This is a genomic window from Roseovarius sp. SK2, from assembly GCF_028807495.1.
In the GTDB taxonomy this organism is placed as follows: domain Bacteria; phylum Pseudomonadota; class Alphaproteobacteria; order Rhodobacterales; family Rhodobacteraceae; genus Roseovarius; species Roseovarius confluentis.
In genome coordinates this window covers 171262-194566 of record NZ_JARAMK010000011.1, presented here as the reverse complement: position 1 = coordinate 194566, position 23305 = coordinate 171262, and the positions used below count along the sequence as shown (strand labels likewise).

The window sequence follows — 23305 nt, the reverse complement described above, 5'->3', positions numbered from 1 at the left end:
TTTCAAAGGAGCCTGACATGCCCATCCTCGCCCCCTCGGACAAAGCCTTCGTTCCGTTCGTCTCTGTCGAGAACATGATGCGCCTCGTGCACCAGATCGGCATCGAGAAGATGCTGGAAGGCCTCGCCGAATACATCGCCGCCGATTTCGCCCGTTGGGAGCTCTTCGACAAGACGCCCCGCGTGGCCAGCCACTCGGACGTGGGCGTGATCGAGCTGATGCCAACCTCGGACGGCGAGGCCTATGGCTTCAAATACGTGAACGGCCACCCCAAGAACACCAAGGACGGCTTGCAGACCGTGACCGCCTTTGGCCTTCTGGCGGATGTCGACACAGGCTATCCCGTCCTGCTGACCGAGATGACGGTGCTGACCGCCCTGCGCACGGCGGCCACCTCGGCATTGGTGGCCAAGCACCTTGCGCCCAAGGGCGCGGACACCATGGCGATGATCGGCAACGGCGCGCAGTCGGAATTCCAGAGCCTTGCGATGAAGGCCGTCCTTGGCCTCAAGACCGTGCGTCTGTGGGACATCGACAAGGCCGCCACGCGCAAGGCCGCGCGCAACCTCAAGGGGCTGGGCCTGAACGTGGTGGAATGCGACAGCGCCGAGGAAAGCATGGAAGGCGCGCAGATCATCACCACCTGCACGGCGGACAAGCAATATGCCACCATCCTGACCGACAACATGATCGGCGAAGGGGTGCATATCAACGCCATCGGCGGGGACTGTCCCGGCAAGACGGAACTTGCACCGGCGATCCTGACCCGCTCGGACATCTTCGTGGAATACCCCGAGCAGACCCGGATCGAGGGCGAGATCCAGCAAATGGACCCGGACCACCCGGTCACCGAGTTCTGGCAGGTCCTGTCGGGGGCCGCGCCAGGGCGGACCAGCGACCGGCAAATCACGCTTTTCGACAGCGTCGGCTTCGCCATCGAGGATTTCAGTGCGCTGCGCTACATCCGCGACCACATCCCCGGCACGGATTGCTTTCTGGATCTCGACCTGCTGGCCGACCCGGACGACCCGCGCGATCTTTTCGGCATGGTGCAGCGCGCGACGCCCTGACGCCGAGGACCGATCCGCTCTCGTCTTGGGCGGTGAACTTGGCTATCACGTCGCGCGAACACCACAAGGAAAGAGCGTGCCGATGGCCCCACTCACCCGATGGCTCGACCGTCGCCGCAACCCGTGGAAGGCCGCCTTCTACGATGCCTGCCGCATGTGGCGGCGGCAGAACGGCGCGGCGCGGCTTTACCAGTATGGCAATCTTGTTCCGGGCGACGTGGTGTTCGACCTGGGCGCCTCTCGCGGCGAATGGACCGATGCCGTGCTGGACCAGCAGCCCGCCGCGCAGATGCACCAGCTGGCCATCGGGTCGACGACCGGCACGATGGAGCTTTCGGATGCGGGCGATGCGTCGTCTTCGGTGGCCGATCATGACCGCGCCTTCCAGGTCAAGACCATGTCGGTGTCGGATTTCTTCGCCCATACGCCGGTGGACCGGATCGCACTGATGAAAGTGAATATCGAGGGCAGCGAATACGACCTGCTGCCCGCACTGATCGAGACCGGCGACATCACCAGGATCGACCGGCTGCAAGTGCAGTTTCACCTGTTCGAACCCGACATGAAGGCGCTGCGCGACGATATCCGCGCCCGGCTGGACAAGACCCATCATTGCGTCTGGTCTTACCCCTTCGTCTGGGAAGAATGGCAGCTACGTCCCTGAGAGACAAAGAAAAACGGGGGGCCGAAGCCCCCCGGGTCTAGTTTCGCCGCTCAGGCTCACTCTTTATGTACCGCCCGGTTTCTGCCTGCGGCCTGAGCTGCGTCAGGGGCGAGCGCACCCGCCCCGGATCAGGATGGGTCAGAGCGATAGTCTGCCCCCACCCTAGTCTTCAGACCCCGCGCGATGTCTCGCGCCGCTGGCCTGTCTCGTCGGGGCGGCCGGCCTAACGCCAAGCCGGGACCGCCCCTGCACATCCCCCAGGGATGTGTGTTTCTTCAGCTACACCCGCTCGTCGCGCCGCAGGTGTTGCACTTCATGCAGGTGCCGTTGCGCACCAGCGTGTAGTTGCCGCATTCGCCGCAGGCCTCGCCCTCGTAGCCCTGCATCCGCGCCTTGGTCGCGGCGTTCATGCCCAACGTGCCAGTTGAGACCGCCGTCGTGCTGGTCGTCGCGCTGACAGTCTTGGTCTCGGGCACCAGCGTTTGCAGAGCCGTCTCGGGGTCACCGCTGTCCAGCGCCGTGGCCAGCGCGGCCCCGCCGTTCAGCACCACCAGTTCCTGGGGCAGACGCTTGCGCAGGTAGCCGGTCGAGCTGATCTGCTTGAGCACTTCGAGGGATTTCGAGGCAGCTTCGCCCGACATCTCCTTGATATTGCTCACGCCTTCCTCTTCGCCGCGACCGAGGTCGTCAAACGACGCGCCTTCGGGTTTGACATGTGCGAGGTCCGTGCGGTCGAGGTAGCTGACCGCCAGTTCGCGGAAGATATAGTCCAGGATCGACGTCGCGTTCTTGATGCTGTCGTTGCCCTGCACCATGCCCGCCGGTTCGAACTTGGTGAAGGTGAAGGCATCCACGAACTCCTCCAGCGGCACGCCGTATTGCAGGCCGACCGAGACCGCGATGGCGAAGTTGTTCATCATCGCCCGGAAACCCGCGCCTTCCTTGTGCATGTCGATGAAGATCTCGCCAAGCGAACCGTCCTGGTATTCGCCCGTGCGCAGGTAAACCTTGTGCCCGCCGACGACGGCCTTCTGGGTATAGCCCTTGCGACGCTCCGGCATCTTCTCGCGGTGCGACTTGACCACTTCCTTGACGATCACCTTTTCGACGATCTTCTCGGCCAGAACGGCGGCCTTTTCCTGTGCCGACCCGCTCTCCAGCACCTCGGCGGCTTCGTCGTCATCCTCGACCAGCGCGGCGGCCAGAGGCTGGCTGAGTTTCGAGCCGTCGCGATAGAGCGCATTGGCCTTCACCCCCATCTGCCAGCTGCGTTCATACGCGGCCTGGCAATCCTCGATGGTGGCGTCGTTGGGCATGTTGATCGTCTTGGAGATCGCGCCCGAGATAAACGACTGCGCCGCCGCCATCATGTCGATGTGGGAGTTCACCGACAGGAAGCGCTTGCCCTTCTTGCCGCACGGGTTGGCGCAGTCGAAGACCACGTAATGTTCTTCCTTGAGGTGCGGTGCGCCTTCCAGCGTCATCGTCCCGCAAACGTGGTCGTTGGCCGCCTCGATGTCCTGCTTGGAATAGCCCAGCGAGGCCAGCAGGTCGAAGGTCGGGTCGTTCAGTTTTTCCGCCGGGATGCCCAGCACGTTGCTGCAGAACTCCTCGCCCAGCGTCCACTGGTTGAAGACGAAGCGGATATCGAAGGCACTGCCAAGCGCCGCGTCGACCTTGGCCAGCTCGTTGGCGCCAAAGCCGTGACCGGCCAGCGTGGTGTGGTTGACGCCCGGCGCGTTGCCGATGGTGCCGTGACCCACGGCGTAGGCGACGATCTCTTCGACCTCGGCGCTGCCATAGCCCAGCTTTTCAAGCGCGGCGGGCACCGACTGGTTGATGATCTTGAAGTAGCCGCCACCGGCCAGCTTCTTGAACTTGACCAGCGCGAAGTCGGGCTCGATTCCGGTGGTGTCGCAATCCATCACCAGGCCGATGGTGCCGGTGGGCGCGATCACGGTCGACTGCGCGTTGCGGTAGCCGTGCTTTTCGCCCAGCGTCAGCGCCTCGTCCCAGCTTGCCATCGCCAAATCGGCCAGGCGGCTGTCGGGCACGTTGGCCAGGTCCAGCGGCACGGGTTTCACGGCCAGCTTTTCATAGCCCTCGGTCGCGCCATAGGCGGCGTTGCGGTGGTTGCGCATCACCCGCAGCATATGCGCCTTGTTGCGCTTGTAGCCGGCGAACGGCCCCAGTTCCTTGGCCATCTCGGCCGAGGTGGCATAGGCCACGCCGGTCATGATCGCGGTCAGCGCACCGCAGAGCGCGCGGCCCTCGTCACTGTCATAGCCGTAGCCCATGTTCATCAGCAGGCCGCCGATATTGGCGTAACCCAGGCCCAGCGTGCGGAACTCGTAGCTCAGCTGCGCGATTTCCTGGCTGGGGAACTGCGCCATGGTGACCGAGATCTCCAGCGTCACGGTCCAAAGGCGCGTGGCGTGAACATAGGCTTCCGAATCGAAGGTATTGCCGTCGAAGAATTGCAGCAGGTTCATCGAGGCCAGGTTGCAAGCCGTGTCGTCGAGGAACATGTATTCCGAGCACGGGTTCGAGCCGCGGATCGCGCCGTCTTCCGGGCAGGTATGCCAGGCGTTGACGGTGTCGTGGTACTGGATGCCCGGATCGGCACAGGCCCATGCGGCATGGCCCACCTTCTCCCACAGCTCACGCGCCGGGATTTCCTTGACCACGCTGCCGTCGGTCCGGTTGGTCAGCGGCCACATCGCGTCGTCCTTGACCGCCTGCAGGAAGGCATCGGTCACGCGGATCGAGTTGTTGGAGTTCTGGCCCGAGACGCTGGCGTAGGCTTCCGAGTCCCAGTCGGTGTCGTAGGTCGGGAACTCGATGCTCTCGTAGCCCTGCTTGGCGTAGTCCAGCACCCGCTTGACGTAAGTTTCCGGGATCGCCGACTTTTTCGCGCCGCGAATGGCGGTCTTCAGCTGCTCGTTCTTGCTGGGGTCGACTGCATCCTCGGTGCTGCCGTCCCAGGCGCGGATCGCGCCGAAGATATCATTCAGCTTGGCCTCGTGCATCTTGGAGCCGGCGACGATGGACGCCACCTTCTGTTCCTCGATGACCTTCCAGTTGATGAAATCCTCGATATCGGGGTGGTCGACGTCGCAGATCACCATCTTCGCGGCGCGGCGCGTGGTGCCGCCCGACTTGATCGCGCCCGCCGCGCGGTCGCCGATCTTCAGGAAACCCATCAGGCCGCTGGACTTGCCGCCGCCCGACAGCGGCTCGTTGGCCGCCCGCAGCGACGAGAAGTTCGTGCCGGTTCCTGATCCGTACTTGAACAGGCGGGCCTCGCGCACCCACAGGTCCATGATGCCACCGTCGCCGACAAGGTCGTCCTTGACCGACTGGATGAAGCACGCATGGGGCTGCGGGTGCTCATAGGCGCTGCTCGATTTGGTCAGTTCGCCCGTCTTGAAATCCACGTAGTAGTGGCCCTGGCCGGGGCCGTCGATGCCATAGGCCCAGTGCAGGCCGGTGTTGAACCATTGCGGGCTGTTGGGCGCCGCCATCTGACGCGCCAGCATGAAGCGCATCTCGTCGAAATAGGCGCGGGCGTCTTCCTCGGTGGTGAAATAGCCGCCCTTCCAGCCCCAGTAGGCCCAGGCGCCGGCCAGCCGGTCGAACACCTGCTTGGCGCTGGTTTCGCCGGTTTTCGGCGTGTCGTCTCTGGCGGGAACCGAGCGCCACAGGAACTCGGGCACGTCCTTTTCCTCGACCTTCTTCAACGCGGTCGGAACGCCGGCCTTGCGGAAATATTTCTGGGCAATCACGTCGCTGGCGACCTGGCTCCACTTGGCGGGGACTTCGACCTCGTCCAGCTTGAAGACGGTGGTGCCGTCAGGGTTGCGGATTTCCGAACTCGTGGTGACGAAGTCCAGCTCCGCATAAGCGTCCTGACCTGCCTTGGTAAACTTTCTTTCGATCTTCATTTTGGCTGCCCCATGATCCAGCGTTATTATGACCAGCACGACCTTTCTGGCCGCAAACCCTCGCGTCTCAGTGGACCGGGAGCAAAACCCATACCTGCCGATGCGCCGCATCCGGTCGCACCTGGCTTTGTCCGGCCCTGCCGGTGGAAGTCTTGGGTTTCTGTCCCTACCCAGATCCGCGCCACTATATCTTGTGGCTTACTGATCCGCCTGCACAACCTGACGTATGTAGCCACAAACGGTCAACGGATTTTTTACCAAGATGACCTAAAAAATTCAGTTGACCGGCTTATCCACAGCGGCGGTTTTGCGCTCGCCCCGATTCATTTCCGAGCGCGTGTCGACGCCCGCCCAAAAAAGGGGCGAAAAAAGCGCTTTTATCCGTGTGGCTTAGCCGGTTCTGAACAAACGAGTTCGGTATGGGCATGGGCAAGGGACCGACAACCCACCAGATGTGGTGTTCCGGGCACGCAAGAACCCATACATAGTGCGGGCGCGTGTCCCGGCAACACGCTCAACTGTGTTATCCACAGAATCGACCCAAAGGCGAGTGCCCCGCGTGTCATCATCGTCATGTCGGAAAAAAATGGTCGGGGCGGCAGGATTCGAACCTACGACCCCCTGTACCCAAAACAGGTGCGCTACCAGACTGCGCCACGCCCCGGACCGTGCCGCCCGTTTAGAGGGCTTTGCATCGAATGGAAAGCCCCTTTGCGACGCGCCCGAAAACTAGGCGACATGTCATCCCGGGCGCACGTAGACCTATTCGGCGTCGCAGGGCCAGGCCGCATTGTCTCCGATCACCGGATGACGCAATTCGCTGCCCTCGGAAATGCCCATCTGCCGGGCCAGCCCGCCATTGATCTCCAGCACGTACTGGATGGCATCGCCGCCATAGATCAGCGACTCGTCCAGCGGCTGGGCTTCGTGATGCACCTTTTGCACCGTGCCGGCCTGATCGAGAAAGATCATGTCGAGCGGAATAAGCGTGTTGCGCATCCAGAACCGCACCGGGCGCGGGGCCGGATAAGCGAAAAGCATCCCCGCCGAGCGCGCCATGCTTTCGCGGTTCATCAGGCCCTGCGCCCGTTCGGCATTGTCGTCGGCCAGTTCCACGGTAAAGCTGGCCGAGCCCCAGTCGCCGCGCAGGTCGACCTTGTCTTCGCGGCAGGCACCCATCGCCGCGCCCGCCATCAATACCAGCGCCGCCGCGCCTGTCAGGAGTCTTTGGATTCCTTGACCGCCATTTCCCATCCACACACCTCCGTGGCCATCCGGCCGCGTTTCCCTTCAATCACACGAATGGCAAGCGCCTCGCCCGGCTGCAAGTCCGCAAGGCCCGACCGGCGCAACACTTCTATGTGAACGAAGACATCCTCGTCGCGTCCGAAGGTGTTGGCAAATCCGAACCCCTTGCCCTTGTCGAACCACTTCACCCGCGCCGGTTCCAGCGGGGCGGATCGGATCACCTCGGGGTCGACGCCTTCCAGGTCGGCAAGCCCGGTGGAGTCGGCATCCTCGGGCGGCTCGATCTGCAGCACCTCGACGGCCTGAACGCCACGCTCGGTTTCCTGGACGGTCAGCAGGATGCCCGCCCGGTCGGCGACCGAGCTTTGGCCGAAGTTCCGCAGCACATTGGCATGCAACAGGATATCCGGGCCGCCTTCGTCTGCCACGACGAAGCCGAACCCCTTGACGGGATCGAACCATTTCACATGGCCATGCAATTGCCTGGTGCCGTCTGCCGAATTTTCCACGTTCACTGTCCGGTTGCGCCTTCTTTTCAGGCTGTTCACGAATATTGCGCCGAAGTGCGCGGCGTATTCAAGAGAATCACATAGCGATCAAAGGTTTGCATGCTTGCGCTTTGTTCACCCTACGGGCTGAGTCGTGTAATTTCCCAAGCGTTTTCAAGTGCTTCGCGGCGCCAGACGAACCGATCATGCAAACGGAACGCGCCATCCGCCCAAAATTCGATTTCAACCGGAGCGATACGGAACCCGCCCCAAAACTCGGGACGCGGTGGATTCGGCCCCTTGGCGGCGGTCACGCGAGCGACCTCGGCCATCAAATCCGTACGAGATTCCAAGGGCTGCGATTGTCTCGACGCCCAGGCCCCCAGCCGGCTTTTCAGCGAGCGCGACGCGAAATAGGCGTCGGCCTCGGGCCCGTCCTCTCGGGTCACCGTGCCACGCACCCGGATCTGGCGGCGGAGCGATTTCCAGTGCAGCACCAGCGCGACTTTGCCGCTGGCCGCGATCTCGGACCCCTTGGCGCTTTCGTAATTGGTGTAGAAGACGAAACTGTCCGCACCGATGCTTTTCAGCAAGACCATGCGTACGTTGGGCAGGCCGTCGGGGTCCACCGTCGCCAGTGCCATGGCATTGGGATCGTTGATTTCCGCGGCTTCCGCCTCGGCCAGCCACGCGCGGGCGATCTCGAACGGATCGTCGCCCGCGAATTTTCCGGTTCTGTCAGCCATTCAGTCCTTCCCGTCTTGTCCCAGCCCGCGCTAGACCGCGACGCACGATTGCGCAAGTGCAACCTGACCCGCCCGCCACGCTCTGGCGCCCGCATGCCGTCGCATCCGGTCTTTGGCTTGATGCACCTTTGGCAATCGCCTAAAGCAGTCAGACAAGCGAAGTGGGCCGAGGGCACTGAATGTCAAATCAACTGATGGCGGGCAAGCGTGGGCTGATCATGGGATTGGCCAATGACAAATCCATTGCATGGGGAATCGCCAAGGCCTGCGCCGACGCCGGTGCCGAACTGGCCTTCTCCTACCAGGGCGAGGCGCTGTTGAAACGCGTGGCGCCGCTGGCCGAAGAGCTGGGCAGCGACACCGTCCTGCCCTGCGACGTCGCCGACATGGCCTCGATCGGGGCGCTGTTCGACGAGTTGGAAAAGAAATGGGGCAAGATCGACTTCCTTGTCCACGCCATCGGCTTTTCCGACAAGAACGAGCTGCGCGGCCGTTACGTGGACACCAGCCGCGAGAATTTCATCAAGACGATGGACATCTCGGTCTATTCCTTCACCGCCGTGGCCCACCGCGCCGAGAAACTCATGACCGACGGCGGCTCGATGCTGACGCTGACCTATTACGGTGCCGAGCAGGTAATGCCCCATTACAACGTCATGGGCGTCGCAAAGGCCGCGCTGGAGGCGTCGGTGAAATACCTGGCCGAGGATCTGGGCCGCGACGGTATCCGCGTGAACGCCATCTCCGCCGGCCCGATCCGCACGCTGGCCGCCAGCGGCATCGGCGATTTCCGCTATATCCTGAAGTGGAACGAACTGAACTCGCCCCTGCGCCGCAACGTGACGATCGAGGACGTGGGCAAATCGGCGCTCTATCTTCTCAGCGATCTGGGCAGCGGCACCACGGGCGAGAACCTGCACGTTGACGCGGGCTATCACATCGTGGGCATGAAGGCCGTCGACGCGCCGGATATCGACAAGAGCTGAGCCTTACCCGTTGCGCCGCCGCACCAGTTCGCGGCGCAACCCCTCTTCGCCACGGGCCATGGCCCATCTGTGGTTGGCGATGAAAACCGGCCAGAGGATCGGCGCCATGATCCGCATCCAGGGCCGCTCCACACCCACTGTCCAGACATAGCGGGCCACGGCGACGTCACCCTCCTGCGCGAAGGCCCAGACGCCCTGCCCTTCGAGGTCGCCGCGGGCGCGGATCGTCCAGCCGTCATCCTGCACCGAGATCACCTCGCCGCGCCAGCGCAGCGTGTAGGGCAGCTTGCCCCGGCTGTGAAACGCCACCACGCGCCCCACGCCGTTTTCGTCGCCGTCTTTCAGGGTCTCCACGCTCAGGTAGACGTCGCCCCACCAGTCGGTCAGCGCCTCGGCGTCGCCCAGCACATTGACCACCTCCTCGACCGTGCCGGGCAGGCGCCATTCGGAGACAAGCGTGCGCGAGGCCATTTGCAGCATTCCTTTCGCGGCGCAGGGTACACCGCCCCGGCCCGCGCGCAAAACCCGGCTTTCGCTTTGCGCGGTGTTGCGCTAGACGAATAAGGCAAAGGAGACCGCTTGAGATGACCGACCGCCTGCCCCACGAAAAAGGCTTCCACGTCAGCTGGGATCAACTGCACCGCGACGCACGAGCGCTGGCCTGGCGGTTGCAGGACGAGGCGCCTGCCGATGCCGACTGGAAGGCCGTCGTGGCCATCACCCGCGGCGGCATGGCGCCCGCGATGATCGTGGCACGGGAACTGGACATTCGCGCGGTCGATACGATCAGCGTGAAATCCTACAGCCACCAGACGCAAGGCAAGCCGCAGATCCTGAAATCCCCCGACCCGGACCTCGTGGGCGATGGGACGGGCGTGCTGATCGTCGATGATCTCGTGGACACCGGCAAGACGCTGGAAGTGGTCCGCGCCGCCCTGCCAAAGGCGCATGTGGCCACCGTCTATGCCAAACCGCAGGGGCGCGAGCTGGTCCATACCTTCGTCACCGAGGTCAGCCAGGACACCTGGATCTTCTTCCCCTGGGACATGGCCCTGCAATATGTCGAACCCTATCGCGGGGCCTGAGGACACATCATGACAAGCCGCACCGAGACGACCTTTTCGCCCCCGGTGATGGAGGCGCGGCGCTGGCTGGAGGGCGTCACCTTCCCGCCCGAGCGCCCGCTGATCAACGTCAGCCAGGCCGCCCCGGTGGACCCGCCGCCCGACCAGCTGCGCCAGGTCATTGCCGAGGCCGCGCTGAACGAGCCGCAGGCGCATCTTTACGGCCCCGTTCTGGGCCGTCCGGATCTGCGCGAGGAAGTGGCCCGGCAGTGGTGCGGGGCCTATGGCGGCGCTATCGCGGCAGACCAGGTCGCCATCACCTCGGGCTGCAACCAGGCCTTTGCCGCCACGATTGCCGGGCTGTGCACCGAGGGCGACGAGGTCATCCTGCCCACCCCGTGGTACTTCAATCACAAGATGTGGCTCGACATGCAGGGCGTCACCTCCGTGCCCCTGCCCACCGACGACGCACTGCTGCCTGACCCCGAGCGGGCCGAGGCCCTGATCACGCCGCGCACGCGGGCCATCTCGCTGGTCACACCGAACAACCCCGGCGGCGTGGAATATCCCGCCGAACTGGTGCGGGCGTTCTTCGATCTGGCCCGCCGTCACGGCATCGCGCTCATCGTGGATGAGACCTACCGCGATTTCGACGCCCGCAGTGGCGCGCCGCATGACCTCTTCACCGACCCCTCATGGGACGACACGCTCATTCAGCTTTACTCCTTCTCCAAGGCCTACCGCCTGACCGGTCACCGCGTGGGTGCCATGGTCGCCAGCCGCACGCGCCTGGCCGAGGCCGAGAAGTTCCTCGACACCGTCACCATCTGCCCCAACCAGCTGGGCCAGATCGCCGCCCTTTGGGGGATGCAGAACCTCAGCCAATGGCTGGCCGGCGAACGCGACGAGATCCTCGACCGCCGCGCCGCCATTTCGGACAACATGGCCAAGATCGACGGCGCGGGCTGGAAACTGATGGGCTGTGGGGCGTATTTCGCCTATCTCCGCCATCCCTTCGCCATGCCGTCCGATGAACTGGCGCAGAAACTGGTGGCCGAGGCCGGCATCCTGCTGTTGCCCGGCACCATGTTCCAACCCGCCGGTGACGCGCAGGGCAAGCGCGAACTGCGCGTGGCCTTTGCCAACGTGAACCGCGCCGAGATCGGCACGCTCTTCGACCGGCTGGCCGGTCTCGACTGGCCCCTTGCTCCTCGCTGAAACCGGCCTTAGACAGGCCTGAACGCAAGAGCAGCCCCGGGGGAGGCCAAATGGCAGCCAAAAGCATCACGAAACCGCTTGTCTGGAGCTTGATGGGTCTCCTGATCCTCGGTCTCGGCGGCTTCGGCGTCACCAGCCTGTCGGGCACCCTGCGCACGGTCGGCACCGTGGGCGAGGCCGAGATCTCGGTCCAGGACTATTTCCAGGGCCTTCAGAACGAGATCCGCGCCGCCGAGGCCGACAGCGGTGAAAGCATCAGCTTTGCCCAGGCCCAGCAGAGGAACATCCCCGAGCGGGTCATGGGCCAGCTGACCGTGCAGGGCGCGCTGGACCATGAAACCATCGTCAACAACATCTCGGTTGGTGACGCCAATCTGGCCGATCAGATCACCTCGATGCAGCAATTCATCGGCCCCGGCGGCGAATTCGACCGCGAGGCCTACCGCTTTGCCCTCGACCGCATGGGCATGAACGAATCCGAGTTCGAGGACGACATCCGCCGCGAGATCGCCCGCAGCTTCGTGCAGGCTGCCGTGCTGTCGGGCGTCACAATGCCCGAAATCTATACCGACACCATGCTGCAATATCTGGGCGAACAGCGCGGCATCGAATGGGCCATCCTCGGGCGCGAGGATCTGGAGGTCGGCCTGCCCGAGCCGGACGACGCGGATCTTGCCGCCTTCCATTCCGAGAACGAGGCGATGTTCACCCGCCCCGAGGTCAAGCGCATCACCTATGCGTGGCTGACGCCCGAAATGATCCTCGACACGGTCGAAGTCGACGAGCAGGCCCTGCGCGACGCCTACGAGGCGCGGCGCGACGAATTCGTCCAGCCCGAGCGCCGGCTGGTCGAACGGCTGGTCTTTTCCGACACCGAAGCCGCCGAGGCCGCGATGGCCCGGCTTGACGAAGGCGAGGCCAGCTTCGAGGACCTGGTGGCCGAACGCGGGCTGGAACTGGCCGATACCGACATGGGCACCGTCGAGGCCGCCGACCTGGGCGAGGCCGCCGAAACCGTTTTCGAGGCCGCCCCGTCCGAAGTGGTCGGCCCCCTCCCCAGCAGCATCGGCCCCGCGCTGTTCCGCGTGAACGCGGTGCTGCAGGCACAGGAAACCACCTTCGAAGAGGCCGAGCCGGAACTGCGCGACATCATCGCCGCCGACCGCGCCCGCCGCGTGGTCGAGGGCCGCGTCGACGCCGTTGATGACCTTCTGGCGGGCGGCGCCACGATCGAGGATCTGGGCGCCGAGACCGCCATGCGCGTTGCCAGCATCGACTGGCATCCCGGCATGTCCGAGGATATCGCCGCCTACGAGGGTTTTCGCGCCGCTGCGGCCAACCTGAGCGAGGACGATTATCCGGAGGTGATCGAACTGGAGGATGGCGGCATCTTCGCCATGCGTCTTGACGAGGTCGTTCCCCCCACCCTGCAACCGCTCGAGGAGGTCCGCGACGCCGTCAACGCCGCGTGGACCGAGACCAAGATCAATGAGCTTCTGCGCGAACAGGTGGCCGGCAAAGTCGGTCGACTCGCCGCCGGCGAAAGCTTCGAGGAGGTCGAACTGACCGTTGACGGCAGCGAGGAAGTCACCCGCCGCGGCTTCATCGAGGAAGCGCCTCAGGAATTCATCGAGACCGTCTTCGGCATGGACGTGGGCGATGTCGAGGTGATCAACGGCAATGGTCGCATCTTCGTACTGAAGCTGAACACGGTTCAGGACCCCGATCCCGAGGATGGCGACCTGCAACAGATCGACCAGTTCCTCCGCAACGAAACCGCGGGCGGCCTGTCACAGGACCTGTTCCAGGTGCTGGCCAATGACATCCGCGCCCGTGCGGGCGTCAATTTCGATCAGGGTGCGCTGAACGCCGTGCACAACAACTTCCAGTAAGGGCGCCTGCGTTGGACCTCACCCCGACATTCGAGGATTTTGCCAAGGGCTACGAGGCCGGGCAGAACCAGGTCGTCTATGCCCGGTTGGCCGCCGACCTCGACACGCCCGTGTCCCTGATGCTGAAGCTGACGGGCGCGGCCCGCGATGCGTTCTTGCTGGAATCCGTCACGGGCGGCGAGGTGCGCGGTCGCTACTCCATGATCGGGATGAAGCCCGACCTGATCTGGCAATGCCACGGGCAGACCAGCCGCGTCAACCGGCAGGCCCGCTTCGACGGCGACGCGTTCGAGGCGCTGGACGGCTCGCCGCTCGACACGCTGCGCGCGCTGATCTCCGAGAGCCGGATCGGCCTGCCAAGCGACCTGCCCGCCGCCAGCGCGGGCCTTTTCGGCTACCTTGGCTACGACATGATCCGGCTGGTGGAACACCTGCCCGACGTGAACCCCGACCCGCTGGGCCTGCCCGACGCGGTGATGATCCGCCCCTCGGTCGTGGCCGTGCTGGACGGGGTGAAGGGCGAGGTGATCGTCGTGGCCCCTGCCTGGGTCAGCGACGGTCAAAGCCCCCGCGCGGCCTATGCCCAGGCCGCCGAACGGGTCATGGACGCGGTGCGCGACCTCGAACGCGCCTTGCCCCAGCAGGCCCGCGACCTGGGCGATGCGCACGAGGTGGGCGAGCCGGTCAGCAACTTCACCCGCGACGGCTACAAGGCCGCCGTCGAGCAGGCCAAGGAATACATCCGCGCGGGCGATATCTTTCAGGTCGTGCCCAGCCAACGCTGGACGCAGGACTTTCCGCAGCCGCCCTTCGCGTTATACCGCAGCCTGCGGCGCACCAACCCGTCGCCTTTCATGTTCTATTTCAACTTCGGCGGTTTCCAGGTGGTGGGCGCCAGCCCCGAAATCCTCGTGCGGGTCATGGACGGCGAGGTCACGATCCGCCCCATCGCCGGCACCCGCCCCCGCGGTGCCACCCCCGAAGAGGACCGCGCCAACGAGGCCGACCTACTGGGCGATCAAAAAGAGCTTGCCGAGCACTTGATGCTGCTGGACTTGGGCCGCAACGACGTGGGCCGCGTGGCGAAAATCGGCACGGTGCGCCCCACCGAGGAATTCATCATCGAGCGCTACAGCCACGTGATGCACATCGTGTCGAACGTGGTGGGTGAGCTTTCCGACGAACACGACGCCCTCTCGGCCCTTCTGGCCGGCTTGCCCGCCGGCACGGTCAGTGGTGCCCCCAAGGTCCGCGCGATGGAAATCATCGACGAACTGGAGCCCGAAAAGCGCGGCGTCTATGGCGGCGGCGTCGGCTATTTCAGCTGCACCGGCGACATGGATGTCTGCATCGCCCTGCGCACGGCTGTGGTGAAGGACGGCAAACTTTACATCCAGGCGGGCGGCGGCGTGGTCTATGACAGCGACGCCGAGGCCGAGTACATGGAAACCGTCCACAAATCCAACGCCATCCGCCGCGCCGCCGCCGATGCCACGCGCTTCACCGGCGACGGCAACACGTAGGGTGGGGTTCCACCCCACCATCGCGGCGCCTTGCGCACACCTCCACCGCCACGCATGCTGATCCTCTTCAACAAACCCCACGGCGTCCTGTCGCAGTTCACCGACAAGGGCACCGAGGGCAGTCCCCGCCCGACGCTCTCGGCCTATATCGACATCCCCGGCATCTATCCCGCCGGGCGTCTGGACCGCGACAGCGAGGGGCTCTTGCTGTTGACGGATGACGGCAAGCTGCAGGCGCGCCTGTCGAACCCGAAGTTCAAGACCGAGAAAACCTATCTGGTGCAGGTCGAGGGCGACCCCGATGCCGCCGCGCTCGACGCGCTGACACGCGGCGTCACCTTGAAGGACGGTCCGACACGTCCCGCAAAAGTCCGCCGCATCGCCCCGCCCGACATCTGGGAGCGTGACCCGCCGGTGCGGTTCCGCAAATCGGTGCCGGATTGCTGGCTGGAGATCACCATCTCGGAAGGCCGCAACCGGCAGGTCCGTCGCATGACGGCCGATGTTGGCCACCCCACCCTGCGGCTGGTGCGCTGGCGGGTGGGCGACTTCACGCTGGACGGGATAGAGCCCGGCACGTGGCGCCACGCCTGAACCGGGCGGCAGGGCGCGCGTCGGTCATCCGTCGCGTCGGGGGGGGGACGCGAACCGCCCTATGCCGCCTCTGGGGTGAATGTCAGCGTCGCAACGACACCATGCGTGCCGTTTCGCAGGTCCAGGTCCGTACCAAGCTCCATGCAGACGACTTCGGCGATCTTCATCCCCAGGCCGCTCGTCTTTGCGCCGTGGTCGGGCGGAAGACCGACACCGCTATCCGAACAGGTCAGCCGGACACGCCCGTCCGGTTCGAGACCGAGATCGACCCTGACCGCACCGCCCTGCCCGTCGGGAAATCCGTGCTTGAAGGAATTCGCGACAAATTCGTTCACGAACGTGCCCACGGCGACGGCCTGCTGTGCCACGACCGACACCGATACCGCCGCGACCTCGACCGTGACTTCAGCCGGCGCCAGCCCTTCGAGCTGGGCGCAGACCTGGGTGAGGTACTGACCCAATTCGACCACGCTGAGTTCATCGGATTGGTACAGCATGTCGTGCAGCTGTGTCAGCGCGTCGATCCGGGTCTTGACCATCGACAGGGCCAGTTTCGCCTCGTCCGCGGCAAAGGCCCTGGTTTGCAGATTTGTAAAGGACGACAGCGATTGCAGCGAATTCTTGACCCTGTGATCGACCTCGCGGCGCAGGATGTCGGCCGACCGCAACGCCTTGCGCATCTCCAGCAGGGCCATGACCTGCCGCGCCAGAACGCGCAGGGTGTCGCGCTGCAACGCGGTCAGTTCACGGGGCTCGTAATCCAGAACGCACATCGTGCCCAGCGGCAGCCCCTCCTGGGTGGTCAGCAACGCCCCGGCATAAAAGCGCAGGCCCGGCTCGCCACAGCACAGCGGGTTGTCCTGCATCCGGGGGTCTTCCAGCGTGTCCCGGATTTCGGCAAACTCCTCTTCGAGGATCACATGGGCGCAGATCGAGGTTGCCAGCGGCGTCTCGCGCACGCCAAGTCCGGTTTCCGCCTTGAACCATTGCCGTTCCGCGTCAATGAAATTGACCACCGAGATCGCCGTGCCACAGGCCGCCGCGGCCAGCTTCACGATCTCGTCGAACTCCTGCTCGGGGTCCGTGTCGAGGATCTCGAAGTCGTGCAGCGCGGCAAGCCTGTGCTGTTGCAGCGGGTGATGGACGGCTTCCATTGAAATTACTGTCCCGAACTGTGGTCAATTGGTCGATGTCACCGTCAGGTCCACGACGTCGCCTGTGGCAAATGACCTGTTTCCCTACGACCTCTACGATATCCCGCACATGTGGCGCAACAGGCGTCGCGCGCACCGTCACGTCACGCAGAACTGGCCTACTCGGCCGTCAGCACCGCCGAGACCGGCGCCAGCGCCACGCTGGCCGCCCGGTCCTGAAGCCCCCAGAGCAAGAGCGCGCTGATCGTGTCCGGGCGCAGCCGGCCCACCATGATCACCCCGCCCTCTTCCTGGCCCGCGCGGAACGCGGCCTGATCGAGGAACCGGCGCACGGCAGCGGCGTTCTGACCGTTGGAATCGAAATCGCGGAACACCGTGGCCGACGGCACGCCCTCGCGCGCGATCAGCTTCTGCGCCGTGTTCAGCCCGTTGGGAAACATTACCAGGCCATGGCCGCTGTCCTTCAGGATCGGCGCCAGCTGTTCGGCGGCCTCGCGGCTGGATTGGAGCCCGGTGCCTGTCCCCTCGAAAACCGCCACCGCCTCGGGAACGGCCTCCAGCAGAACACTCATCGACGTTTCCGCGTCGCTCGCGGCGGCATTCTGCGGCAGGTTGACCATGGCCAGAACCTCCATCCCCGCCGCACGATACTTCGCGGCGGTGTCAGCGGCATTGGCATACGAAGCATCCACGGCAAAGCTCAGCGGATAGGGAAAATCGGCCAGCGCGGCGGGGCCGATCGGGCTGGTGCCATCGTCGATCAGGATGATCGACATCAGCGGCTTGTCCTCGGGGTTGTCGAACTGGGCGGCGAAGCGTTCGACCGGCGGCAGGGTGTCTGCTTCCGTCTCTTCGGTTGCATCTTCGGCTGACACGTCTGCGGTCCCGGCTTCGGCTTCAGGCGCGGGGTCGATGGCGGTGGGCAACCGGTTGGTGGTCACGCCTTCTGCAATATCACCGATCGTGCCGGTTTCTTCCGTGTCGCTCGTTGCCTCCGCAGCCTCTTCGTCCGCTTCTGCCAAAGGCGAGGCCGACTCTTCCGCCTCCTGCGGTGCGTCGACGACCGGGTCGTCCTGTGGCTCCGGCGCGGCCACGTCGCTGTCAGAGGTCTCGGGCGTGGTTTCCGGGATCGTCTGAGAGCCAGAGCCGCTCTCGGCCTCGGCTTGCGGTTCGCTGTCCGCCTCGGGGGCATCCGCGCCTTCAGGCTCGGGGAATGCGGTGCTTTCCTCTCCGGGGTCCGGCAGCGCCGGCTGCGCCGGTTCGGTGGAAATCGACAGGTCGTCCTCGCCCGACGGTGCCTCGGGCGCCTGGGCCTGCGGGTTGGGCAGCACCGGCTCCTCGTTGCCCACGCTCAGGCCGCTGTCACCCTCGGGCGTCTCCGGCGTGCTCAGCCCCGTTTCGGGCTGGCCGGTTTCGGGCTGCCCCGACGAGGTGGTGTCGGCGCCGTCCATCGAGCTAAGATCGTCAGGTTCGGGCGCGGTTACCTGCGGCACGGAGTCAGGCGTGGGCGTTTCCTGCAACTGCGGCAACGAGGCCGCGTCGTCGTCGCGCGACTGGTCGAACTCCGACCCGGCCGGCACTTCGACCGGCGTCGCCTCCGGCGGGGTATTCCCCGGCATTCCGCTCAGCACCGAGGCCCCGGCCAGAAGTATTCCCGACAAGGCCGTTCCCGACACCACTCCGGCAAGAAATCCGCGTAACACTGCTATTGCCCTCTTATTTCTTTCTTAACAGTTTTGCGCCTCTTGACCCTGCCGCGCAACCCTGAGCATCTATACCCCGATTGAAATGCCGGGTCATAGGCCCGAAATGACACGGCGCGGACGGGAAATTGGCGACATGCTGCTGCTCATCGATAACTACGACAGTTTCACCTACAACCTCGTGCAATATGTGGGCGAGCTGGGCGCGGACGTGCAGGTGCATCGCAACGACGCGCTGAACGTGCAGGAGGCGATGGCGATGAAACCCGCGGGGATCCTCCTGTCGCCCGGCCCCGGCACGCCGTCGCAGGCGGGCATCTGCAAGGCGCTGATCGAAGCGGCGGCGGACACGCGCACGCCGCTCTTGGGCGTCTGCCTCGGCCATCAGGCCATCGGCGAGGTCTTCGGCGGCACGGTCACACGGCATTCCGATATCGTGCATGGCAAGATGGGCACGATGCACCACACTGCCTCTGGCGTCTTTGCCGGGCTGCCCACCCCGTTCGAGGCGACGCGCTATCACTCCCTTGTCGTGGCGCGCGACACCTGCCCGGATGTGCTTGATATCACGGCAGAACTTGACGATGGTACGATCATGGGCCTGCAACACCGGACGCTTCCCATCCACGGTGTCCAGTTCCACCCCGAATCGATACGCTCGGAACATGGCCACGCTCTTTTGCAGAATTTTCTCGACGTCATGAAGGTGCCCGCGTGAGTGACAGCCTGAAGCCCCTGATCGGCGCCGCCGCCGACCGTCCCCTAACCCGGGAAGAGGCCGAAACGGCCTTTACCACCCTCTTCGAGGGCGAGGCGACGCCCGCCCAGATGGGCGGCTTCCTGATGGCCCTGCGCACGCGCGGCGAGACGGTGGACGAATACGCCGCAGCCGCCGCCGTGATGCGCGCCAAGTGCAACAAGGTCCGCGCGCCCGCCGGCGCGATGGACATCGTCGGCACCGGGGGCGACGGCAAGGGCACGCTGAACATCTCGACCGCCACTGCCTTCGTCGTGGCCGGCGCGGGCGTGCCCGTGGCCAAGCACGGCAACCGCAACCTCAGTTCAAAGTCCGGCGCGGCCGATGCTCTCACGCAGATGGGAATCAACGTGATGGTCGGCCCTGATGTGGTTGAAAAGGCTTTGGAAAGCGCGGGCATCGCCTTCATGATGGCGCCCATGCATCACCCGGCCATGGCCCATGTCGGCCCGGTCCGGGCGGAGCTTGGCACGCGCACGATCTTCAACATCCTCGGCCCGCTCACCAACCCCGCCGGCGTCAAACGCCAGCTGACGGGTGCGTTCAGCGCCGACCTCATCCGTCCCATGGCCGAAACCCTCGGCAAGCTCGGGTCCGAGCGGGCCTGGCTGGTGCATGGCGGCGACGGCACAGACGAGTTGAGCATCTCCTTCCCCAGCCAACTGGCGGCGCTGGAGGAAGACGGCACAATCCGCGAGGCGGAAATCCACCCCGAGGACGCGGGTCTGCCCGTCCACCCCTTCGAGGACATCCTGGGCGGCACGCCCGAGGAAAACGGCCGCGCGTTCCGCGCCCTTCTGGACGGGGCGCCGGGCGCCTACCGCGACGCCGTACTGCTCAATGCCGCCGCAGCCCTTGTGGTGGCGGGCCAAGCAGACGACCTCAGGCAAGGCGTCGAGCAGGCCCGCGACAGCATCGACAGCGGTGCCGCCCGCGCCCGGATCGAAACACTTGCCAAAATCACATCGGAGGCCGCATGAGCACGCCGTCCATCCTTGAGAAGATCAAGGCCTACAAACTCGAGGAAGTCGCCGCAGCCAAGGCCGACAAGCCTCTGGAAACGCTTGAATCCGAGGCCGCGAATGCCCCGACCGTGCGCCCATTCGGCGACGCGCTCTTGCAGGCCAGCAAGACCGGTTTCGGCCTGATCGCCGAGATCAAGAAGGCCAGCCCCTCCAAGGGTCTGATCCGCGAGGATTTCGACCCCGCCGCGCTCGCCGCGGCCTATGCCGAGGGCGGCGCCACCTGCCTGTCGGTGCTGACCGACACGCCCAGCTTCCAGGGTGCGCCCGAGTACTTGGCGCAGGCCCGCGAGGCGTGCGATCTGCCGGTGCTGCGCAAGGATTTCCTCTATGACCCCTACCAGGTGGTCGAGGCCCGCGCCTGGGGCGCCGACTGCATCCTGATCATCATGGCCTCGGTCAGCGACGCGCAGGCGATCGAACTGGAAGAGGCCGCAATCGCGCAAGGCATGGACGCGCTGATCGAGGTGCACAATGAGGCGGAACTGGAGCGCACCGGCGTGCTCAAATCCAACCTTCTGGGCATCAACAACCGCGATTTGAACACGTTCGAGACCTCGCTCGATGTCACCAAGCGGCTGGCACGGCTGGCCCCGATCGATCACCTGCTGATCTCGGAAAGCGGGCTTTACACCAGTGACGACCTGGCCGAGATGGCCCGCTACGGCACGCGCTGTTTCCTCATCGGTGAAAGCCTGATGCGGCAGGAAGACGTCACCGCCGCCACCCGCGATATCCTGTCGGGTACCACCCCGGCGGCGCACGTCTGATGGCCGGGCTCACCCATTTCGACGGCAAGGGCGATGCCCACATGGTCGACGTCTCTGAAAAGGACGTGACGGACCGTGTGGCCGTGGCCGAATGTCACGTGAAGATGGCGCCTGAAACCTTTGATATCATTATCGAAGGCCGCGCCAAGAAGGGTGATGTCCTGTCCGTTGCGCGCCTTGCCGGGATCATGGGCGCCAAGCGCACATCCGAACTGATCCCGCTCTGCCACCCGCTGCCCATCGCCAAGGTAGCGGTGGAGCTTACGCCCGACCCCGACCTGCCCGGCATCCGGATCGAGGCGACGGTCAAGACCACCGGCCAGACCGGGGTGGAGATGGAGGCGCTGACCGCCGCCAGCACCGCGGCGTTGACGGTCTATGACATGGCCAAGGCCGTCGACCGCGCGATGGAAATAGGCGGCTTGCGCGTGGTGCTGAAAGACGGCGGAAAATCAGGCCGTTACGAGGCAAAATGATCACCGTCGACCAGGCTCTTAACCACCTCTTCTCGCTCGTCTCCCAGTTGGAGCCGGAAACCGTCCCTCTGCGCGAGGCACATGGCCGCGTTCTGGCCCAGCCTGCCGAGGCGCGACGCGATCAGCCGCCGTTTGACGCCTCCTCCATGGACGGCTACGCGCTGAACGAGGCCGAGGCCACACCGGGCGCCAGTTTCGACGTGATCGGCGAAGCCGCCGCCGGACACGGCTTTGACGGCACGGTCCGCTCCGGTCAGGCCGTGCGCATCTTCACCGGCGCGCCGGTGCCCGAGGGCGCAGACAAGGTGGTCATACAAGAGGACGTCAGCCGCGACGGCGACCGTATCACGCTAGGCGACAGGCTTGACGACAAGCCGAACATCCGCCCCCGAGGTGGCGACTTCAAGGTTGGCGACCGGATCGAGTCCCCGCGCCTGCTCTCCCCCGAGGATGTCGCACTGCTTGCCTCGATGAACGTGGCCGACGTCACCGTCACCCGCAAACCCAAGGTCGCGCTCATCGCCACGGGCGACGAGCTGGTGATGCCGGGCGAAGATCCCGGCCCCGACCAGATCATCGCGTCCAATTCCTTTGGCCTCTGCGCCCTGCTTGACACCCTGGGCGCCGAGCCCCGGATGCTGCCCATCGCCGGCGACACGCGCGAGTCGTTGGAGACCGCCTTCGACCTGGCCAAAGGCGCCGATCTCGTCATCACGATCGGCGGCGCGTCGGTGGGCGATCATGACCTCGTGGGCAAGGTCGCGGGCGATCTCGGCATGGAACGCGCGTTCTACAAGGTCAGAATGCGCCCCGGCAAACCCCTGATGGCGGGCCGGATGGGGGACGCGGCCATGCTCGGGCTGCCCGGCAACCCGGTTTCGGCCATGGTCTGCGGGCATGTCTTCATGGCGCCGATGATCCGCGCGATGCAGGGCTTGGGTGCACACCCCGCCCCGCGTCTCTCTGCCAGGCTTGCCGCCGACATAGGTCCCGGCGGCCCGCGCGAACATTACATGCGCGCCCAGGTCGAGGACGGCACCATCCTGCCCGAACGCAGCCAGGACAGCGGGATGCTGTCGGTGCTGGCCCGCGCCAATGCCCTGCTGATCCGGCCCGCCGACGACGCCCCCCGGGCGCAGGGCGACTGGATCGAATACGTTCCGATCTGACCGCTTATCCACAGACCCGTTGACACAAAACGAGAACATGCGTAGAACAAATGTAAACGCATGGATCGTGGAGACGTGGAAAAATGCTGACGAAAAAGCAGCTCGACCTGTTGGAATTCATTCACAAGCGGGTGCAACGCGATGGCGTGCCGCCCAGCTTTGACGAGATGAAGGATGCGCTGGACCTGCGTTCGAAATCCGGCATCCACCGCCTGATCACGGCCCTGGAAGAACGCGGCTTCATCCGCCGCCTCGCCCACCGGGCCCGGGCGCTGGAAATCATCAAGCTGCCCGAAAGCATGGGCGGCGAAGCGATCGGCGGCGGCGAAAGCGGCGGCTTTACCCCCCGCGTGATCGAGGGCGACCGCCCCGAGGCCGCACAGCCCGCCAACGCCCAGCCGGTCGAGCCGGTGCACGCGCTGGAACTGCCTGTCATGGGCCGCATCGCCGCCGGTGTCCCGATCGAGGCGATTGCCCATGCCAGCCACAATGTCGCCGTTCCCGGCGGCATGATCGCCGGTCCCGGCCAGCATTACGCGCTGGAGGTCAAGGGCGACTCGATGATCGAGGCGGGCATCAACGACGGCGACGTGGTGGTGATCCGCGAGACATCGACGGCGGACAACGGCGATATCGTCGTGGCGCTGGTGGACGACCAGGAAGCAACGCTGAAGAAATTCTACCGCCGTGGTAACGCCATCGCACTCGAGGCCGCGAACCCGGCCTACGAGACCCGTGTGCTGCCCGAGGATCAGGTCAAGGTACAGGGCCGCCTCGTCGGCCTCATCCGCACCTACTAAAGCGTTTCGCGATAAAC

Annotated in this window: 21 protein-coding genes and 1 tRNA gene; 14 read left to right on the top strand and 8 right to left on the bottom strand. The window is 65.0% G+C overall.

The genetic code is table 11. The annotated features are described in order from the left end of the window. Positions 1-17 precede the first annotated feature (17 nt). Together PVV74_RS19030 and PVV74_RS19025 are read left to right on the top strand one after the other, a co-directional pair. Positions 18-1070, top strand: a complete 1053-nt coding sequence (locus PVV74_RS19030; RefSeq protein WP_245890527.1) for an ornithine cyclodeaminase — start codon at positions 18-20, stop codon at positions 1068-1070. A gap of 82 nt (positions 1071-1152) precedes the next feature. Then, entirely contained in the window at positions 1153-1734 is a 582-nt protein-coding gene (locus tag PVV74_RS19025) for an FkbM family methyltransferase (RefSeq protein ID WP_274594324.1), read from the top strand. A 275-nt stretch (positions 1735-2009) separates the two neighbouring features. Here PVV74_RS19025 and PVV74_RS19020 read toward each other — a convergent pair whose 3' ends face one another. From PVV74_RS19020 to pdxH, 5 genes are all read right to left on the bottom strand, one after another. Further along, a complete protein-coding gene (locus tag PVV74_RS19020) occupies positions 2010-5678 on the bottom strand; it encodes a vitamin B12-dependent ribonucleotide reductase (RefSeq protein ID WP_274594323.1) in 3669 nt (1222 codons plus the stop codon). 587 nt (positions 5679-6265) lie between these two features. Then, positions 6266-6342, bottom strand: a tRNA-Pro gene (locus PVV74_RS19015). Positions 6343-6440: 98 nt separating this feature from the next. Further along, a complete protein-coding gene (locus PVV74_RS19010) occupies positions 6441-6932 on the bottom strand; it encodes a DUF192 domain-containing protein (protein WP_170067247.1) in 492 nt (163 codons plus the stop codon). Continuing rightward, positions 6896-7435, bottom strand: coding sequence for a cold-shock protein (locus PVV74_RS19005; RefSeq protein ID WP_103764290.1), 540 nt, complete (start codon positions 7433-7435; stop codon positions 6896-6898). Before PVV74_RS19005 ends, PVV74_RS19010 begins: the two co-directional genes overlap by 37 nt. A 119-nt stretch (positions 7436-7554) precedes the next feature. Then, positions 7555-8160, bottom strand: coding sequence for a pyridoxamine 5'-phosphate oxidase (pdxH, locus tag PVV74_RS19000; RefSeq protein WP_103764258.1), 606 nt, complete (start codon positions 8158-8160; stop codon positions 7555-7557). Positions 8161-8339: 179 nt separating this feature from the next. Here pdxH and fabI point away from each other — a divergent pair, with 179 nt between their 5' ends. After that, positions 8340-9146 (top strand): enoyl-ACP reductase FabI, encoded by an 807-nt coding sequence (fabI, locus tag PVV74_RS18995; protein ID WP_103764257.1) that lies wholly within the window; start codon positions 8340-8342, stop codon positions 9144-9146. A gap of 3 nt (positions 9147-9149) precedes the next feature. Here the strand turns inward: fabI and PVV74_RS18990 are convergent, their stop codons facing one another. Further along, positions 9150-9617 carry a polyketide cyclase gene (locus PVV74_RS18990; protein WP_103764256.1) on the bottom strand — a complete coding sequence of 156 codons (468 nt, stop codon included), beginning with the start codon at positions 9615-9617 and terminating at the stop codon, positions 9150-9152. A 113-nt stretch (positions 9618-9730) separates the two neighbouring features. On the opposite strand from PVV74_RS18990, the gene gpt reads away from it, so the two are divergent. From gpt to PVV74_RS18965, 5 genes are read left to right on the top strand one after another with little or no spacing between them, the layout of a single operon-like run. Next, entirely contained in the window at positions 9731-10231 is a 501-nt protein-coding gene (gpt, locus tag PVV74_RS18985; RefSeq protein ID WP_103764255.1) for a xanthine phosphoribosyltransferase, read from the top strand. 9 nt (positions 10232-10240) lie between these two features. Next, positions 10241-11428 carry an aminotransferase gene (locus tag PVV74_RS18980; RefSeq protein ID WP_274594322.1) on the top strand — a complete coding sequence of 396 codons (1188 nt, stop codon included), beginning with the start codon at positions 10241-10243 and terminating at the stop codon, positions 11426-11428. Between the two features lie 50 nt (positions 11429-11478). Beyond that, positions 11479-13320 (top strand): peptidyl-prolyl cis-trans isomerase, encoded by a 1842-nt coding sequence (locus tag PVV74_RS18975; protein ID WP_274594321.1) that lies wholly within the window; start codon positions 11479-11481, stop codon positions 13318-13320. Positions 13321-13331: 11 nt separating this feature from the next. Continuing rightward, positions 13332-14843 (top strand): anthranilate synthase component I, encoded by a 1512-nt coding sequence (trpE, locus tag PVV74_RS18970; protein ID WP_274594320.1) that lies wholly within the window; start codon positions 13332-13334, stop codon positions 14841-14843. Between the two features lie 54 nt (positions 14844-14897). Further along, positions 14898-15437, top strand: a complete 540-nt coding sequence (locus tag PVV74_RS18965; protein WP_274594319.1) for a pseudouridine synthase — start codon at positions 14898-14900, stop codon at positions 15435-15437. A 59-nt stretch (positions 15438-15496) separates the two neighbouring features. Here PVV74_RS18965 and PVV74_RS18960 read toward each other — a convergent pair whose 3' ends face one another. Together PVV74_RS18960 and PVV74_RS18955 are read right to left on the bottom strand one after the other, a co-directional pair. Continuing rightward, positions 15497-16591, bottom strand: a complete 1095-nt coding sequence (locus PVV74_RS18960) for a histidine kinase dimerization/phosphoacceptor domain -containing protein (RefSeq protein WP_274594318.1) — start codon at positions 16589-16591, stop codon at positions 15497-15499. 158 nt (positions 16592-16749) lie between these two features. After that, on the bottom strand, positions 16750-18294 hold the full coding sequence (locus PVV74_RS18955) for a divergent polysaccharide deacetylase family protein (RefSeq protein WP_274594317.1): 1545 nt from the start codon (positions 18292-18294) through the stop codon (positions 16750-16752). Between the two features lie 136 nt (positions 18295-18430). On the opposite strand from PVV74_RS18955, the gene PVV74_RS18950 reads away from it, so the two are divergent. The 6 genes from PVV74_RS18950 (at position 18431) to lexA (ending at position 23288) form a co-directional block, all read left to right on the top strand. Beyond that, the gene (locus PVV74_RS18950) at positions 18431-19012 is read left to right on the top strand and encodes an anthranilate synthase component II (RefSeq protein WP_103764289.1); all 582 of its coding nucleotides are present in this window, start codon (positions 18431-18433) and stop codon (positions 19010-19012) included. Beyond that, complete coding sequence (trpD, locus tag PVV74_RS18945) at positions 19009-20031, top strand: anthranilate phosphoribosyltransferase (RefSeq protein WP_274594316.1); 1023 nt, start codon at positions 19009-19011, stop codon at positions 20029-20031. The genes PVV74_RS18950 and trpD overlap by 4 nt, the downstream gene beginning before the upstream one ends. Beyond that, positions 20028-20843, top strand: coding sequence for an indole-3-glycerol phosphate synthase TrpC (trpC, locus tag PVV74_RS18940; RefSeq protein ID WP_103764247.1), 816 nt, complete (start codon positions 20028-20030; stop codon positions 20841-20843). Before trpD ends, trpC begins: the two co-directional genes overlap by 4 nt. Then, positions 20843-21319 carry a cyclic pyranopterin monophosphate synthase MoaC gene (gene moaC / locus PVV74_RS18935; RefSeq protein WP_274594315.1) on the top strand — a complete coding sequence of 159 codons (477 nt, stop codon included), beginning with the start codon at positions 20843-20845 and terminating at the stop codon, positions 21317-21319. The genes trpC and moaC overlap by 1 nt, the downstream gene beginning before the upstream one ends. Then, entirely contained in the window at positions 21316-22488 is a 1173-nt protein-coding gene (locus PVV74_RS18930) for a molybdopterin molybdotransferase MoeA (RefSeq protein ID WP_274594314.1), read from the top strand. Before moaC ends, PVV74_RS18930 begins: the two co-directional genes overlap by 4 nt. 83 nt (positions 22489-22571) lie before the next feature. Then, positions 22572-23288, top strand: coding sequence for a transcriptional repressor LexA (lexA, locus tag PVV74_RS18925; protein ID WP_103764244.1), 717 nt, complete (start codon positions 22572-22574; stop codon positions 23286-23288). Positions 23289-23305 lie beyond the last annotated feature (17 nt).

What these genes read in the sequence shown, in the direction of transcription:
- PVV74_RS19030 (WP_245890527.1), top strand. Translation starts at nt 18, where the DNA reads ATGCCCATCCTCGCCCCCTCGGACAAAGCCTTCGTTCCGTTCGTCTCT.
- PVV74_RS19025 (WP_274594324.1), top strand. Translation starts at nt 1,153, where the DNA reads ATGGCCCCACTCACCCGATGGCTCGACCGTCGCCGCAACCCGTGGAAG.
- PVV74_RS19020 (WP_274594323.1), bottom strand. Translation starts at nt 5,678, where the DNA reads ATGAAGATCGAAAGAAAGTTTACCAAGGCAGGTCAGGACGCTTATGCG.
- PVV74_RS19010 (WP_170067247.1), bottom strand. Translation starts at nt 6,932, where the DNA reads ATGGGAAATGGCGGTCAAGGAATCCAAAGACTCCTGACAGGCGCGGCG.
- pdxH (WP_103764258.1), bottom strand. Translation starts at nt 8,160, where the DNA reads ATGGCTGACAGAACCGGAAAATTCGCGGGCGACGATCCGTTCGAGATC.
- fabI (WP_103764257.1), top strand. Translation starts at nt 8,340, where the DNA reads ATGTCAAATCAACTGATGGCGGGCAAGCGTGGGCTGATCATGGGATTG.
- PVV74_RS18990 (WP_103764256.1), bottom strand. Translation starts at nt 9,617, where the DNA reads ATGGCCTCGCGCACGCTTGTCTCCGAATGGCGCCTGCCCGGCACGGTC.
- gpt (WP_103764255.1), top strand. Translation starts at nt 9,731, where the DNA reads ATGACCGACCGCCTGCCCCACGAAAAAGGCTTCCACGTCAGCTGGGAT.
- PVV74_RS18980 (WP_274594322.1), top strand. Translation starts at nt 10,241, where the DNA reads ATGACAAGCCGCACCGAGACGACCTTTTCGCCCCCGGTGATGGAGGCG.
- PVV74_RS18975 (WP_274594321.1), top strand. Translation starts at nt 11,479, where the DNA reads ATGGCAGCCAAAAGCATCACGAAACCGCTTGTCTGGAGCTTGATGGGT.
- PVV74_RS18965 (WP_274594319.1), top strand. Translation starts at nt 14,898, where the DNA reads ATGCTGATCCTCTTCAACAAACCCCACGGCGTCCTGTCGCAGTTCACC.
- PVV74_RS18960 (WP_274594318.1), bottom strand. Translation starts at nt 16,591, where the DNA reads ATGGAAGCCGTCCATCACCCGCTGCAACAGCACAGGCTTGCCGCGCTG.
- PVV74_RS18950 (WP_103764289.1), top strand. Translation starts at nt 18,431, where the DNA reads ATGCTGCTGCTCATCGATAACTACGACAGTTTCACCTACAACCTCGTG.
- trpC (WP_103764247.1), top strand. Translation starts at nt 20,028, where the DNA reads ATGAGCACGCCGTCCATCCTTGAGAAGATCAAGGCCTACAAACTCGAG.
- moaC (WP_274594315.1), top strand. Translation starts at nt 20,843, where the DNA reads ATGGCCGGGCTCACCCATTTCGACGGCAAGGGCGATGCCCACATGGTC.
- PVV74_RS18930 (WP_274594314.1), top strand. Translation starts at nt 21,316, where the DNA reads ATGATCACCGTCGACCAGGCTCTTAACCACCTCTTCTCGCTCGTCTCC.
- lexA (WP_103764244.1), top strand. Translation starts at nt 22,572, where the DNA reads ATGCTGACGAAAAAGCAGCTCGACCTGTTGGAATTCATTCACAAGCGG.